General features: G+C 60.9%; 11 protein-coding genes. 8 read left to right on the top strand and 3 right to left on the bottom strand.

All coding sequences use genetic code 11. The annotated features are described in order from the left end of the window. Positions 1–140 precede the first annotated feature (140 nt). From ACTG36_RS14270 to ACTG36_RS14245, 6 genes are all read left to right on the top strand, one after another. Positions 141–680 carry a hypothetical protein gene (locus ACTG36_RS14270; protein WP_375280566.1) on the top strand — a complete coding sequence of 180 codons (540 nt, stop codon included), beginning with the start codon at positions 141–143 and terminating at the stop codon, positions 678–680. Between the two features lie 9 nt (positions 681–689). Continuing rightward, complete coding sequence (locus tag ACTG36_RS14265; protein WP_439142698.1) at positions 690–1,517, top strand: YihY/virulence factor BrkB family protein; 828 nt, start codon at positions 690–692, stop codon at positions 1,515–1,517. Positions 1,518–1,669: 152 nt separating this feature from the next. Beyond that, entirely contained in the window at positions 1,670–4,840 is a 3,171-nt protein-coding gene (locus ACTG36_RS14260; RefSeq protein WP_375280564.1) for an Ig-like domain-containing protein, read from the top strand. Between the two features lie 176 nt (positions 4,841–5,016). Beyond that, positions 5,017–6,276, top strand: coding sequence for a TolC family protein (locus ACTG36_RS14255; protein WP_375280563.1), 1,260 nt, complete (start codon positions 5,017–5,019; stop codon positions 6,274–6,276). Further along, positions 6,273–8,531 carry an ATP-binding cassette domain-containing protein gene (locus ACTG36_RS14250; protein ID WP_375280562.1) on the top strand — a complete coding sequence of 753 codons (2,259 nt, stop codon included), beginning with the start codon at positions 6,273–6,275 and terminating at the stop codon, positions 8,529–8,531. The genes ACTG36_RS14255 and ACTG36_RS14250 overlap by 4 nt, the downstream gene beginning before the upstream one ends. After that, positions 8,531–9,700, top strand: a complete 1,170-nt coding sequence (locus tag ACTG36_RS14245; RefSeq protein ID WP_439142695.1) for an HlyD family efflux transporter periplasmic adaptor subunit — start codon at positions 8,531–8,533, stop codon at positions 9,698–9,700. The genes ACTG36_RS14250 and ACTG36_RS14245 overlap by 1 nt, the downstream gene beginning before the upstream one ends. 37 nt (positions 9,701–9,737) lie before the next feature. Here ACTG36_RS14245 and ACTG36_RS14240 read toward each other — a convergent pair whose 3' ends face one another. From ACTG36_RS14240 to ACTG36_RS14230, 3 genes are all read right to left on the bottom strand, one after another. After that, the gene (locus tag ACTG36_RS14240; protein ID WP_439142693.1) at positions 9,738–10,571 is read right to left on the bottom strand and encodes an arginyltransferase; all 834 of its coding nucleotides are present in this window, start codon (positions 10,569–10,571) and stop codon (positions 9,738–9,740) included. Between the two features lie 102 nt (positions 10,572–10,673). After that, on the bottom strand, positions 10,674–11,132 hold the full coding sequence (locus ACTG36_RS14235; protein WP_375281650.1) for an RDD family protein: 459 nt from the start codon (positions 11,130–11,132) through the stop codon (positions 10,674–10,676). Positions 11,133–11,198: 66 nt separating this feature from the next. Continuing rightward, positions 11,199–11,660, bottom strand: coding sequence for a DUF2852 domain-containing protein (locus ACTG36_RS14230; protein ID WP_375281651.1), 462 nt, complete (start codon positions 11,658–11,660; stop codon positions 11,199–11,201). Between the two features lie 198 nt (positions 11,661–11,858). Between ACTG36_RS14230 and ACTG36_RS14225 the strand changes: the two genes are divergently transcribed. Beyond that, on the top strand, positions 11,859–14,624 hold the full coding sequence (locus tag ACTG36_RS14225; protein WP_375281652.1) for a glutamine-synthetase adenylyltransferase: 2,766 nt from the start codon (positions 11,859–11,861) through the stop codon (positions 14,622–14,624). Next, positions 14,608–14,874, top strand: coding sequence for a hypothetical protein (locus ACTG36_RS14220; RefSeq protein ID WP_375281653.1), 267 nt, complete (start codon positions 14,608–14,610; stop codon positions 14,872–14,874). Before ACTG36_RS14225 ends, ACTG36_RS14220 begins: the two co-directional genes overlap by 17 nt. Positions 14,875–14,920: the final 46 nt, after the last annotated feature.

Genomic DNA, 14,920 nt, shown 5'->3' with positions numbered 1-14,920 from the left:
TAGGTGATGGCGCGTTGGAAAGGGTCAATCAGCGGTTCGGTCATGGCCAGAACCTAGGAGCGTGCGATAGACCGCGCAAGCGCATTCGCCGCCGCGTTTCCCCCTCGACAGCGCTATGACCCAGCCCTAGGTTTCCTTTCATGAAGAAATATCCTGCTATTGCTGTGCTTTGGGCGACAGCGGCCTGTGCGCCTGGGTTTATGGCCCCTGTCGAACAACAAGATGTGAGCACGCCTGCTGCGATCATCACCCCCGATTTATCCCCTTCTCGCGGGCCGGGGTTTGCGCCACCGGTGCGGCCGGTGTTGGATTTGAACCAGACCCGCCCCGATTTCCCACCCCCTCCGCCGCCCACGGCGCGCACGGTTGAGGATTTTGACACAACGACCGCCGAAGACCGGCAGGCCGCCGTGGTCACAGCGCCTCAATCGGGTGAGAGGCGTCTGGGCACAACGATTGCGTCCTTGGGCAGCCCTACGGACCCCGGCATCTGGTTCAAGACCCCGTTGGTGACGGCGGTGACACAGGGCCGGATCGAATATGAAGGCAATTCGGTGGCGGTGGAACTGCGCCCCTCAGGCGGGGCCGCAGGATCGGGGAGCCAAATCTCCCTCGCGGCGATGCGCCTGATTGAGGCGCCGCTGACCGGTTTGCCCGAAGTGGTCGTCTATGCGAATTGAGCGCGCATCATGATGTGGCGCGAAGCCTATGAGATTATTCGCCAAGTCCTTGATGATCTTGGAGAAAAGAACGCAGGCCTGATTTCTGCGGGTGTCGCGTTCTACGGTCTTTTTGCGATTTGTCCAGGCCTTGCGGCGACCATCGCGATCTTTGGTCTGGTGGCCGATCCGGTGGTCGTCAACAGCCAGCTTGAAATGCTGCGTGGGTTGATGCCGCCTGAGGTGATGGGCCTGTTCGAAAACCAGATCCAATCCATCCTCAGCGCGCGCAGCGAAACACTGGGGGTCGCCACGGCCCTTTCAATCGGGGTGGCTTTGTGGTCCGTCAGGGCAGGGGTCGCCGCCCTGATCCAAGGCATCAACGCTATTTTCGAGCAACCCAATCGCGGGTTGGCGCGGCAGGTTTTGGTGGCTTTGTTGATGTCAGCCTCGCTGGTGGGGGTGGCCATTGTGGCGCTGTTGTTGGTGGTCGTGGCCCCAGTGGTGCTGACACTGGTGCCATTCAACACCGATCAGGAGATTTTGCTGGAACTGGCTCGCTGGTCCGTTGTGGTCCTGGTGATGTTAGCGGGGCTTGGCATTGTGTACCGCTACGGGCCCAATCGGCGCGGTGACCGGCTTGGATGGTTCACACCGGGTGCCTTTTTGGTGGTGGCATTGTGGATCGCAATGTCTGCTGTTTTTTCGATCTATGTGGCCAATTTCGGCAATTATAATGAGGTCTACGGGTCTTTGGGGGCCGTGATCGTTTTGCTGTTATGGTTCTACCTCAGTTCATTTCTGGTCATGGTCGGGGCCGCGTTGAATGTGACTTTGGACCGGCGCAAGCCTTTGTGAAACATACTGAAATGTAATTTCGCCACAGTTTTGCCATAGTGATTCGTGGGCCGCGATTTTCCCCCTAGAAATTGAAAATCAATCTACATGTGGTGATTCTAATCAAAAAAGGCGGCTCAAAGAAGTCGTGAACATGAGGCGGAGCGAGTAGTATGTCAGCGATTAATTTCGTTGTCCGTGATGGTGCGGGCAATATTTCGAGAGGCACGGCAGGTGAATCCGCCGCGTCATCATCCATTGTTGTTGGTGCGGGATCGGATATCTCGCTCAACCTGTCGCAGGGTCAGATTGTATCGTACACCCGCGCAGGGCAGGCTCTCCAGATCACGCTGGTCGATGGGCGGGTCATCACGATTGAGGGGTACTTCACCAGTGACGGTGTGGCCTCGAATGAATTGTTCTTGTCGTCTGGCGGCACCCTGACTGAGGTGAACCTCACGCAGGGTGCGGGCGCGGACTACTTCGCCAATTACATCGCCGACGACGGTATCGGCAAATTTGCCATCAACGAAGATCTTTACTTCATGCGCGGTTCCGATGTTCTGCGTGCTGATGTCGGCGGTGCTGACGATGAAGTGGGCATGTTGGGCGCGGCCATCGGCGGGATCGGGCCATTGTTCGGTTGGGGCGGTGCAGCCGCTGCGGCCGGTGCTGCGGTGATTGGCGGCGGCGGGGGCGGCGGCGACGGCGGCCCTGCTGCGCCTGTGGTCGATGTCACAAGCGGCACAGTCGAAAGCGACGACACCTCCGTCAACGAAGAAGATCACGCAGACGGCGTTGTGATCGACGGCACCGGCACGCCCGGTGGTGATGTTGAGGTCACAATCGACGGCACAACAGAGACCACAACGGTCAGCGAAGAGGGCGACTGGACGGTGACCTTCGATACTGAGGACATCACCGAAGGTGAATACACCACCGACGTGACAGTCACGATCACCACGGAGGGTGGATCGACAACCGTGACCGAAACCTTGGTTGTCGACACGGTTATCGGCGCCGAAATGGATGCAACCGGCGGCGCCGATGGCATCATCAATGCGGCAGAATACGACGGCGGCGTGACACTGACCGGTACGGTCACCGGCGGCGATTCCGTTGTCGTGACCATTGGTGGCGTGGATTACGACGCGACCGTTACGGGTGGCACTTGGTCCCTTGATGTCGGCACATCCGTGCTGGGAGAGGGCGAATACGATATGGACGTGACCATCACGGCCACGGATGCGGCTGGGAACTCTTCGGTGTCGTCTGGCACCGTGGTTGTGGATACGGTCACCAGCGTGACTGTTGAAACCGCGACGATCGGCGGGTCCGACAATGTGGTCAACGGGGTTGAACAGCCGGGCGGCGTGACGCTGACCGGGACGGCACAACCCGGTGCCTCGGTTGAGGTTACGTTTGGCACCGTCACACAAACGGTCATCGCCACCTCTGGCGGAACATGGTCTGCGACATACGCGGGCGGCGATGTTCCAACGGGTGAACTGGATGTTCCGGTTTCCGTTACGGCGACCGACGGCGCGGGCAACACGGCCACTGCGACAAGCAGCGTGACTGTCGATACCTTCGTCAACGAACTTGAGATGACGACGAACTCCTCCGGCGGGTCCGATGGCGTTGTGAACTTCAACGAAAGCGGTGAGGCCATCACGATGGCAGGCACCGTTGAAGCTGGGTCCACGGTGTCGGTGTCCTTGCACGGTGTGGTCATGGCGGCCACGGTCGATGCCAATGGAAACTGGTCCGTGACATATCCGGGCGGCACGCTGCCAGGTGGTGAATACGAGACCTCCGTCGTGGTGACGGCCACGGATGCTGCGGGCAACTCCTCCAGCATCTCCGAAGCTGTGACCGTGGATACGGTGGCCGGTGATCTGGCCCTGTCGTCCCAGCCGATTGAAATCGACGATGTGGTCAATGCGGTTGAACATGCCGACGGTGTCATCATCAACGGCACCGCGACGCCGGGTCTGGTGGTCACGGTTGGTCTGGGTGATGCGACCTTGAATGTGCTCGCCGGTGACGACGGCACATGGTCTGTGAACTTCCCCGCAGGTGTGATCCCCGAAGGCACCTATGAGGCCGATATCACGGCCTCCATCACTGATGCGGCGGGCAACTACAAAGAGGTCAGCGACACCGTTCAGATCGACACCGAAGTGGTGCCGTTCAACTTCTCCGCTGATGCGGTTGAGGGCGACAATGTGATCAACGCCGCAGAGGCCGCCGATGGCGTGACCCTGACAGGGCAGGTCGAAGCAGGCAGCCAAGTGGTTGTCGAATTCGGCGGCGAAAGCGTGACCGTTATGGCTGGATCAAACGGTCAGTGGTCTGCCAACTTCTCCGGTGCGGGCTTTGCCGACACCGAAGGGATGGCCACAATGACGGCCACAGCCACCGACCCTGCGGGCAACGTGGCGGTGATCACCGATACGGTCGAAATCGACACCTACGTCAACAATTTGACCACAGCCGATCCCGTGGAAGGCGACAACATCGTCAACCGCGCCGAGGCTGAGGACGGCGTGACGCTGACAGGTACGGTCGAAGCCGAGTCCACCGTCATGGTAACCTTCGCATCCTCGGGTGGCACAATCACCCGTGAGGCCACAGTGGATGCGGCTGGCAACTGGTCCGTGACCTATGACGGTGCCGAAATCCCAGCCGGCGAATATGACGCCAACATCACCATCGCGGCCACCGATCAGCACGGCAACACCGACAGCATCACCGACACCTTCCGTGTCGATACTGTCGCCACCGACGCGCCGACCATCGAAAGTGTCACCATCAACGAAGACGGTGTGCGCGCGCTTGAGATCAATGAGATCGATAACGACTTCACGGTCAGCTCCATCTCCGACAGCGGCGAAGTCACCCTTGAGGGCAACCAAGACGGCGGCTTCGATCTGGGCGACACACAGCTGTTCACCTTCAACCCAGAACTGCCCTCGGGCACGCATCTGGTGGTCAATGAGATCGACGGTGCAGGCAACCAGAACGCCACCTACGTGGTCATGGAAGAAACCCGCACAGACGTGGTCAATCTTGACGGCCTCGAAGGGTTCGACGTCGGTGCCATTGATCTGAGCTACGCCACCGACGCGGAAGTGACGCTCGATCTCTCCGCGCTTGAGGGGCTGTCGGACAACGACAACAACCTCATCATCCACGGCGGGTCCGACGACAGCGTCAACATCGCAGGGGCCACAGACAGCGGCACCACCACGACGATCGAAGGCAAGACCTACGACGTCTACACGATGGGCGACGACGCGCAGATCTTCATCGAAGAAGACATCAACGTCTCAACGATCTAAAGACGATCACGCTTCCCCGTGGCGCAAAAGGCGGGGCACATACCATCGGCGGAGGGCCGGACAAACCGGCCCCCACCACGCATCTGATAAGCGGATTGAGGTATCGAGTGGGACAGGCAAGGTATATCAAGACACCCCTGGCAGCACTGTTGTGCGCCAGCGTCTTGAGCGGCTGCATGGGCGAGGATCTGGTCTCTCGCGCGGGTGGTCTTATTGGACAAGACACCATGGCCGTGGCGGCCGCACCGGACGCCCCCGCTTTGAATGGGGAGCTGTCGAACGGCGAACGGTCCGCCCTCATCGACGCCCTTTTGAACCGACGTTCCGTTTTGCCATCCGGGCCCTATGCCCAGGTGGCGTCTTCCGTTTTGGCGGCCAATTCCCGCGCCGCTGAGGCCGAGTTGCGCGCGGCCATGCTGCGCTCCAAAGCGCGTGAATTGAACTGGCTGCCCTCATTAGGGCCCACGGTTTCGCTGACCTCACTGGGGTCCGTTGTGGCGGGCATGGTGGTGGAACAGACGTTGTTTGACGGCGGTGCCAACCGCGCCGAACGTGAATTTGCCCGCGCCGATGTGGAAGTCGCCGCGGTGGCATTGGCCCAAGACACCAACGACCGCGTCTATCAGGCGCTTGATCTTTACCTGACCGCCGAAGCCGCCGAGGCCCGCGCCGCTGTCCACGAGGGTGGCATGGCACGGATGGAACGGTTCGAATATGTCATGTCCGAACGGGTCAACGCCGGTATCAACGACCGCGCCGATCTGCAACTGGTCCAGCAAAAGCTGACCCAGATGCGCTCCGACGTTTTGGAAGACCGCGAAGAGGCCGCCGCCGCGCGCGCCGAACTGGCCGCCATGTCCGCGACCTCCCTTGATGGAGTCAGCGGGATCGAAACCCTGTCTGATCCGGCGGGCATTGCCCAGCCGCTCGATGTGATGAAAGTCGACGCCGAAGGCACCCGTGGTCTGGCCGAAGCGCGTGCGCTTCAGGCGGGATACACCCCCAATGTCACCGCGTCAGGCAATCTGGCCGACGGCGACAGCTTTGGCCTTGGCGTGGCCATCCCCAACGGTCTGGGTTTTGGCCGTGGCGCAAATCTCGCCGCGCTTGAGGCGATGGGGCAGGCGGCAGAACTGGCCGTGGCCGAACAGCGCGAAGACAGCGCCCGTGAGGTCGCCGCAATCGAGGGCCAGATGGCCTCGCTGCGGCGGCAGCAAAGCAACATCGCCACCATCGTGGCGCAGGCAAATGACAATTACACCCTGTTTGAACAACAGCTGCGCGGCGGCCAACGCACCGTGCCTGAGGTCGTCGGCGTGTTCCGCACGAAACTGGACGCAGAACGCGATGCCGTGGCGATCCGCTATGATCTGGCGCGGATGGAGCTGAAACTGGCCCGTCTTTACGGCACCTTGGTGGACGGAGAAGATATATGACCGGCCCCGTCATCGCCTTTGACATGAACGCCACCCGTGGCGGCAAAATCACCCGCGTGTCCACCCCCGCCAACGATCCGGAGGCCGCGGCCTCCGACCCGCAGGCGGTTGACGGAGCGGCCCAAGGCCTGATCGCGGAAGACCGCTATTCCGCAAAAGCCCGCGCCCGGGCCGATCTGGCCGCGACCTATGCGGGGCTTGTGGGCATCGACATCGTGCGGTCGGATTTGTTGGAGGTCATGACCGCCGACTCAGGCGACGACATCACCCTTCAGGCCGTGGCCAATGCGCTGAACTCTGCCGGTTTGGTGAGCCACGCCAAAAAGGTGCGCAAACCCACGGCTGATCACTGGCCCGCCATGGTTGAAATGACCAGCGGCCATGTGCTGTTGGTCCTTGATCAGACCGACGATGCGGTCATCGTCTTCGACACCACCTGTCGGGACAACCGCGCCGAAGTGCCGCTGTCGGACTTTCTGCCCTATTTCAGCGGCACGATCCTGCGCGCTGATGTGGCCGTGGCCGATCTGGCCCGCAAACACGCCCGCAAAAGCACATCCGCCCATTGGTTCTGGGGTGAGATGCTCCAATTCCGCCGTCACATGCTTGAGGTCGCCTTGGGGTCCTTCGTGGCCAACCTGTTGGCTGTGGCCGTGGCACTGTTTTCGTTGCAGGTCTATGACCGCGTGATCCCGCATCAGTCCACCGCCACATTGTGGGTGCTGGCCATTGGGGCCGGTTTGGCCATGCTGCTTGAGGCCGGATTGCGCATTGCGCGTGCACGGCTGATGGACGGGGCAGGGCGCAAGATTGAACTGAAGGTGCAGGCGCTGTTGATGGACCGCTTGCTGGGCATGCGGCGCGGCAAGGAAGGCCAGACGCCATCGGGGCTGTTTTCAGCGGTGCGCGAATTCGGATCGGTCCGTGAATTTTTCACGGCCTCAACCATCGGCACGCTCACGGATTTGCCATTTATCGTGTTGTTTCTGGCCCTTGTGGCGTCCATCGGCGGCAATGTGGTTTGGGTGTTGTTTGTGGGCGGTCTTTTGATGGTGCTGCCCAGTTTCTTTTTGCAAAAGAAGATGATCGCGCTGACACAGCAGACCCAAGGGGCGTCAGCCAAGTCAAACAAATTGCTGCACGAAGTCATCTATGAGGCCGACACGATCAAGGCGCAGCGCGGCGAAGACCGGTTCAAACGCATGTGGTCTGAATTGTCTGCGGTGTCCTCGGTCGCCACGTCCGAGCAACGTAAACTGGCCTCGACCCTCACGTTCTGGGCGCAGGGCGTCCAGCAGGCGACCTATGTGGCCGCCGTGGTTGCGGGCACGTTCATGGTTTTCACCGGCCAGTTCACCGTGGGCACGATCATCGCCGTGGGCATCCTGACCAGCCGGACCTTGGGGCCGCTGACACAACTGGCCGCCACGCTGGCGCGCTGGTCCAACGTGAAAGCCGCACTTGAGGCGCTGGACGACATCGCCAACGCCGAACAGGACCAAGAGGTCGACCGCACCTACCTGCGCCGCGAAGACATGCGCGGTGAATTTGAACTGCGCGAAATCGCCTTTTGCTACAACGAAGACAGCGGTCAATCGTTGGACATTCCGGGCCTGAAAATCGAAGCAGGCCAGCGCATCGCCGTGCTGGGCGCCAACGGGTCCGGCAAGTCAACGATGTTGAAACTGCTGTCGGGCATTTACCGGCCCACCAAGGGCCGCGTGTTGGTTGACGGCGTGGACATGGGGCAGGTGATGCCCCGCGACTTGCGTCGTTCTATCGGGTATCTCAGCCAAGAGGTCCGCCTGTTCTCCGGCACCTTGCGTGAAAACCTGAACCTCACCTTGCTGGAACGCGATGATGACCGGCTGCTTGCGGCACTGGATTTTGCAGGCCTCGGCCCCTTTGTGCGCAACCACCCCAAGGGTCTGGATCTTGAGATTTCCGACGGCGGTGAGGGCCTGTCCATCGGTCAGCGTCAATCCATCGGTTGGGCGCGGCTGTGGCTGCAGGACCCCAAGGTCTGCCTGCTGGATGAACCCACCGCCGCACTGGACCAGACGTTAGAAAACACGTTGGTCAGCCGTCTTGAGACGTGGCTGAACGGGCGCACGGCGATCATCGCCACCCACCGCGTGCCGATCCTTGAGCTGACAACCCGCACCGTGATCTTGCAAAATGGCCGACTGGCCGTGGACGGACCCCGCCAAGAGGTCCTCGCACATCTGCAAAACAAGAACAAAAAGGCAGTCTAATGGTCACCATGGCAGACGAATTCGACGCGCGCGTCAAAGGCCCCAGCCTGCTGATCTGGCTGATCGGGGCCACGGTCGTGATCTTTCTGATCTGGGCCAAGTTCGCGGCCATTGATGAAATCGTGCGCGCCAACGGGTCCGTTGTGTCATCTTCGCGACCGCAGATTATCCAGAACCTTGAAGGGGGTATTCTGGCGGAACTGCTGGTGGGGGAGGGCGATCAGGTGGAACCCGGTGATGTGCTGGCACGCCTGCGCGGCACCCAGTTTGAAACCGCTGTGACTGACCTGCGTGAACAGGTGATTGCCGCTGAAATCCGCCGCCTCCGGCTAGAGGCCGAGATCGGCGGAATGTTCGATTTCGACGTGCCCGATGCCATTGCGCAATTCCTGCCTGATATGGTTGCCTCTGAACGCGCCCTTTTGGGCGCACGCCAGTCCGACTACGTCAGCCGCACCGAAGGCGCGCAGTCTATCGTTACCGAAACCCGCCGTGAATTGGCGGTGATGGAAGACCTGTATAACCGTGAAATCGCGGCGCTGATCGAAGTGACCCGCGCGCGCAAGGCCAATTCCGACGCACAAAACGCCTATAATGAGATCGTGACGCAGGCCGAATTGGCGCGCGCGTCTGAATATTCCGAAGTGTTATCGACCATGGCGACCCTTAAGCAGGATCTGCGCGTGGCCGAAGACCGGCTGGACCGGACGATTATCACCAGCCCCATGCGCGGCATCGTCAACAATCTGGGCGTGACCACCATCGGCGGCGTCATCCGTCCAGGCGAAGAGATTTTCCAGATCATCCCCATGGATGATGAGTTGTTCGTCGAGGCGCAGGTGTCGCCCTCCAACATCGCCAATGTGGTGCCCGGGCAGGCCGCAACGATTAAGCTCAGTGCCTATGATTACACCATTTACGGGTCACTCACAGGGGAGGTTCACCTGATCTCAGCCGATACGTTTGAGGACGAACGCGACCCGAATGCGCCGCCCCATTACCGCGTGACCTTGCGCGTGGATGCGACCGATCTGGGCACGCGGCAAGCGCGCATCGAAATCCGGCCCGGTATGCAGGCGGATGTGGAATTGCACACGGGGTCAAAGACGGTCCTGCAATATCTGACCAAGCCGCTTTACCGGTCACAAGAAGCACTGCGCGAGCCATAGGGCGGCCCTAAATTTCTGGAAATTTAGAAGCCCTTGGTCAGGACTTGATGTCAGGCAGGGTGATCCGCGCCACCTGTTCCGCGATAGGATCAACGGAGAGGGGATTGATTTCAGATGAATAATCATCGGGATGGGTCAGGTCTTCCCAGCGGCCATTGAGGTATATTTCTACCCCTTTGAACTTCGCCTTATAGCCCATTTTGTCGGACCCCGGCACCCAATAGCCCAAGTAGACATAGGGCAGGCCAAGGTGGCGGGCGATCTCAATATGATCAAGGATCAGGTAGGTGCCGGGCGATGTTTTCGTCATCTGAGGCGTGAAGAACGAATAGACCATCGACACCCCATCATCGAGGATATCGGTCAGACTGACAGCGCGCAGGCCCTCATAGGGATCATCATCCGCCACCTCACCGGTGTCGCGGTATTCGATCAGTCGCGTACGGATGGGCGTTTCTTCGACCATGGCCGCGAATTCGAACAGATCCATATCGGCCATCCCGCCTGTGGCGTGCCGACTGTCCAGGTAATCGCGAAACAAGGCATATTGCGCCTCTGTGGCCCAAGGGGACGACGCGCCGCGTTCCAGATGCCGGTTGCGTTTCAAGACCCGCTTTTGGCTTTTGGAAGGGGCGAAATCCGCCACCCTGATCCGCGCGCTCAGACAAGCAGAGCAATCCGCGCAGGAGGGCCGGTACAACACATTCTGGGACCGGCGGAACCCTTGTTTTGACAGCGAATTGTTCAGCTTTTCGGCGGTCTCGCCTTGCAGGGCGGTGAACAGCTTTCTTTCCATCCGGCCCTCAAGATAGGGGCAGGGCTGCGGCGCAGTGACATAGAACTGCGGGGCGATGGGAAGGCTGTGACGCATGCTACTCAGTCAGATAAGAACGAGACGATCCTAGCAACAGGGGCCCGCATGCCACAACCCGCGATTTTGGGGCGCGGGGTGTGGCTCTTTGACGGGGGGTGGTCAGCCCGCTTTGTTCAGCATCGTGGTGCCAAGGACCATATCCGTCAGGCCCTGACCCCTGTCTGTCAGCGCCATGGACGCCATGGACACCAGTTGCACAGGACAAATCACAAAGCTGATGTAGGTGCCGGCCGTGTGCAGGAACGCCGTGGACCCATCGAGCCGCTTGCCATCACGGTCGCGCAATTCAATCGACATCAGGCGCATGCCCCATGTGGCCGACCCCGATGAAATCGTCATCCAGCGGTACACAAATCCGGTACAGGCCCAGATCAGAGGGATGAACAAAAGCGGCACGATCAACACGATCCCGAAAAGGGCAAAGGGGATGGAAATGACACTGGCCAAGACGCCGGTCAGGCCGATGTCCACGATCCATGCGATCAACCGCTTTGAGGGCACGCTGTCATAGAAATCGGGGCGGCTGTGCGGGTCTGGAATACTGTCTGCATATGTCATTGTTTTGTCCCTTTGGTCAGTAACGTGCGCTGCGCCGCCGGGGTTCCCGGCGACGCGTGGCTTCACTTAGGCGGGCTTTGCGTCCGCATCCGTTGCGTCTTCTTCGTCCATGGTCCGGCTTGCGCGGTCGTCCATGAACTGGTCGAATTCGGCTTTGTCCTTTGCCTCTCGCAGACGTTTGAGGAACTCCTCAAAATTGTGCTGTTCGTCTTCAAGGCGGCGCAGGGTGTCGGCCTTGTAGGCGTCAAAGGCCGAGTTGCCGGAGGGGCGCATCGTGGCGCGCATTGAGGCGTGGCGGGTGCGTTTGGTGGCGCAATTTGAGGAAAACATGCGTTTGCTCCAGATCATATATGCAAGAAGGGCGAGGCCCACAGGCCAGACAAAGATAAACCCAAGGACCATGGCCGCGATCCACGCGCCTTTGCCGCGCGGATCAAGCCAACGTTCGGACCGTTGCAGCCAGTTTCCTTCACCCACGGTTCGGGCGTAGGGGGCCTGATAGTCAATGTTTGTGGACGAGGTGGTCATTTTTGTCTCCGTTCTTTGGTTTGCGTTTTTCTATGTGAATGCCTTTCACATTACTGAAGATGGGAGAGTTGGGGGCCTCCGGCAAGGGGGTATGTAAATGTTTTTTACATTTACATCGCATCCAATTGAATTTGTTTGTGAAAATCTTTCATGATCTGCCTTGGTTGACCAATTCAACCCCGCAGCCCACAAACATGTATGACCTTTTCAAGTCGCATGACCCGCAGCCCAGATGCCTTTGATCCCGAACTGGGGCAGGAGGCCGCGACCGCATTTGGCGACGCCCCGTCCGAAGTCCGCGCGCTGATTGCCGGGGCGGCGGGCTGCAGCCCCTATCTTGCGGGGCTTTTGCAAAAGGAAGCTGATTGGCTGCGCGGCGCTCTCGATGCGCCGGAGGCCGCGGTTGAGGATGTGATCGGCGGGATCAGCACGCTGTCTTTGCCGCAGCTGAGCGACGGCTTGCGGCAGGCCAAACGCCGCACGGCCCTTTTGGTGGGGCTTGCGGATTTGGGCGGCGTTTTTACGCTGGAGGACGTCACGCGCGCGCTGTCCCAATTGGCCGATGCCGCCGTCAATGTCGCCTTGCGTCGTCTGGTCGAGGCTGAGATCACGCGCGGCAAACTGCCCGGCCTGACACCGGACGATGCTGCCACCGCAGGCGGCATGGTCAGCATCGCTATGGGCAAGGGCGGCGCGTATGAATTGAATTATTCCAGCGACATCGACCTGATTTGCCTCTTCGATGAAACCCGTTTTGACCCTGACGCCTACCACGACGCCCGCGCAGCCTTTGTGCGCGTCACCCGCAAAATGGCCGGTTTGCTGAGTGAGCTGACAGGCGAAGGCTATGTCTTTCGCACGGACCTGCGCCTGCGCCCTGATCCGTCCGTCACCCCCGTCTGCCTGTCCATGGAAGCGGCCGAGCGCTATTACGAAAGCGTAGGGCGCACATGGGAACGGGCGGCCTATATCAAGGCGCGCGCGGCCTCCGGTGACATCGCAGCGGGGGAGAGGTTCCTCAAAACCTTGCGCCCCTTCGTCTGGCGCAAGCACCTCGATTTCGTGGCCATTCAGGACGCCCACGACATGCGGCTGCGGATCCGTGAACACAAAGGCCTCGGCGGGCCCATATCGCTGCCCGGTCACAACATGAAGCTGGGGCGCGGCGGTATTCGTGAGATCGAATTCTTCACCCAAACCCGTCAGTTGATCGCCGGTGGCCGCGATGCGTCCCTGCGTGCGCGCGGCACCGTGGACGGGCTGGCGGCCTTGGCCCAAGCGGGTTGGGTGCCTGACAGCGACGCGGCGATCCTGACCGACCACTACCGCGCCCACCGTGAGGTCGAACACCGTTTGCAGATGATCGGCGACGCCCAGACCCACGACCTGCCCAACACCGAAGATGGCTTTGCCCGTCTTGCGGCCTTCATGGGGCGCTCGGTTGCGGACTTGCGCCGCGATCTGAAGGCCCGGTTAGAAGAGGTTCACAGTCTGACAGAAGGCTTCTTTGCCCCCGCGCAGACCGCCGAGACACCGGATTTCGGCGAAGATGTCACCAGCCGCTGGCTGACCTATCCGGCCCTGCGATCTGATCGCGCGGTTGAGATTTTCAACCGTATCAAACCGCAACTCCTCAAGGCGCTGCAAGAGGCCGCCAAACCTGATGAGGCGCTGGCCGCCCTCGATGGCTTTCTGTCGCGGCTGCCTGCAGGCGTGCAGGTGTTTTCCTTGTTTGAGGCCAACCCGCAGCTGACGCAACTGATCGTCGACATCGCCTCAACTGCGCCCGCCTTGGCCGAATATCTGGGCCGCAACGCCGCTGTGTTTGACGCCGTGATTGGCGGTGATTTCTTTGCCGATTGGCCTGGGGCAGAGGCCTTGCAGGCCGATCTGACCCGCGTCGTCGGAACGGCACCTGACTATGAGGCCCGCCTTGATGCCGCGCGGCGCTGGATGAAGGAATGGCACTTCCGCATCGGCGTCCACCATCTGCGTGGCCTGATCAGCGCCGACGTGGCAGGCCAACACTACGCCGATCTGGCGCAGGCCGTCCTTGGCGGGGTCTTTCCCGTGGTGGCTGCTCAGTTCGCCACGAAACACGGGGACGGACCCGGGCGCGGGGCCGTGGTTGTGGGGATGGGGTCGCTTGGGGCGGGGCGGTTGCACGCGGCCTCTGATCTGGATTTGATCGTTATTTACGACGGGCAGGGGGGTGAGGCCTCAGACGGCCCGCGCCCCTTGCCGACCCGCACGTATTATGCCCGATTGACCCAAAGTCTGGTCACCGCCATTTCCGCCCCCATGGCCGAAGGCCGTCTGTATGAGGTCGACATGCGCCTGCGCCCGTCAGGCGGGCAGGGGCCCGTCGCCACGTCATTTGCGCGGTTTGAACCCTACCAGATGGAAGAAGCCTGGACGTGGGAACACCTTGCCCTGACGCGCGCGCGGGTGATCGCGGGGGACGCGACACTGGCCAAAGACGTGGAAGCCGCCCGCGCCCGTGTTCTGGCCGCAAAGGCCGCAGGCGACACCGTGCTGGCCGATGTGGCCGATATGCGCCGCCGCATTGCGCAGGCGAAGGACCCTCAGGGGCCCTTTGATGCCAAGATCGGACAGGGCCGTTTGCAAGATGTGGAACTGGCGGGCCAGACGGTGGCTCTAAAATCCGGGGCATTAGGGCGATCAACCGCCCAACAGGTCGCCGCTGGCTCTTTGGATGCCGCAGACAAGGCCGCATTGATGCAGGCGGCGGGGTTGTGTTGGACAGTGCAGGCCGCAGCCCAGCTGCTGCAAGGGCGCAGTCTGGACGCAGGCCAGTTGGGCGAAGGCGGGCGGCGGTTTATCTTACGAGAAACCGGTGCCGACACGCTTGAGACCCTGGCCGAACAGATGGCTGAAAAAAGCCGCGACGCGGCGGATGTGATCGCAACACTATTGGGGGGCGGTGATGAAAAAGGGGGATGATTTGGACCCCAAAGGTCTGATCGAAGACGCCTACCGCATCGACGGGATCGCTGCACCCGAGTGTCGGTCAATCTTTCTCGATTGGGCGCTGAGCTATCAAGGATCACCGCAGGTGGGCATCCCCGCCCTGTTGGCGCGCCATGAGGCGGAACCAGCAGATCACCCCATGACCCTGACCTTGCGCGAAGGCCTGACAGCGCCGCAGTCCCCCCGTCGCAGAGGCGGGCGCGCAGCACGGGTGACGGAATAAGAAAGGGCCGCCAAAATCGGTAGCCCCTTCGTTTCTCTGGTTCAAA

The sequence above is a fragment of the Pseudooctadecabacter sp. genome (assembly GCF_965657175.1).
GTDB lineage: Bacteria > Pseudomonadota > Alphaproteobacteria > Rhodobacterales > Rhodobacteraceae > Octadecabacter.
The sequence above is the reverse complement of the archived record's forward strand: the minus strand, read 5'-3'. Positions and strand labels throughout refer to the sequence as shown.

Coding starts and splice junctions, on each gene's coding strand:
- ACTG36_RS14270 (WP_375280566.1), top strand. CDS start 141: ATGAAGAAATATCCTGCTATTGCTGTGCTTTGGGCGACAGCGGCCTGT.
- ACTG36_RS14265 (WP_439142698.1), top strand. CDS start 690: ATGATGTGGCGCGAAGCCTATGAGATTATTCGCCAAGTCCTTGATGAT.
- ACTG36_RS14260 (WP_375280564.1), top strand. CDS start 1,670: ATGTCAGCGATTAATTTCGTTGTCCGTGATGGTGCGGGCAATATTTCG.
- ACTG36_RS14255 (WP_375280563.1), top strand. CDS start 5,017: ATGGGCGAGGATCTGGTCTCTCGCGCGGGTGGTCTTATTGGACAAGAC.
- ACTG36_RS14250 (WP_375280562.1), top strand. CDS start 6,273: ATGACCGGCCCCGTCATCGCCTTTGACATGAACGCCACCCGTGGCGGC.
- ACTG36_RS14245 (WP_439142695.1), top strand. CDS start 8,531: ATGGTCACCATGGCAGACGAATTCGACGCGCGCGTCAAAGGCCCCAGC.
- ACTG36_RS14240 (WP_439142693.1), bottom strand. CDS start 10,571: ATGCGTCACAGCCTTCCCATCGCCCCGCAGTTCTATGTCACTGCGCCG.
- ACTG36_RS14235 (WP_375281650.1), bottom strand. CDS start 11,132: ATGACATATGCAGACAGTATTCCAGACCCGCACAGCCGCCCCGATTTC.
- ACTG36_RS14230 (WP_375281651.1), bottom strand. CDS start 11,660: ATGACCACCTCGTCCACAAACATTGACTATCAGGCCCCCTACGCCCGA.
- ACTG36_RS14225 (WP_375281652.1), top strand. CDS start 11,859: ATGACCTTTTCAAGTCGCATGACCCGCAGCCCAGATGCCTTTGATCCC.
- ACTG36_RS14220 (WP_375281653.1), top strand. CDS start 14,608: ATGAAAAAGGGGGATGATTTGGACCCCAAAGGTCTGATCGAAGACGCC.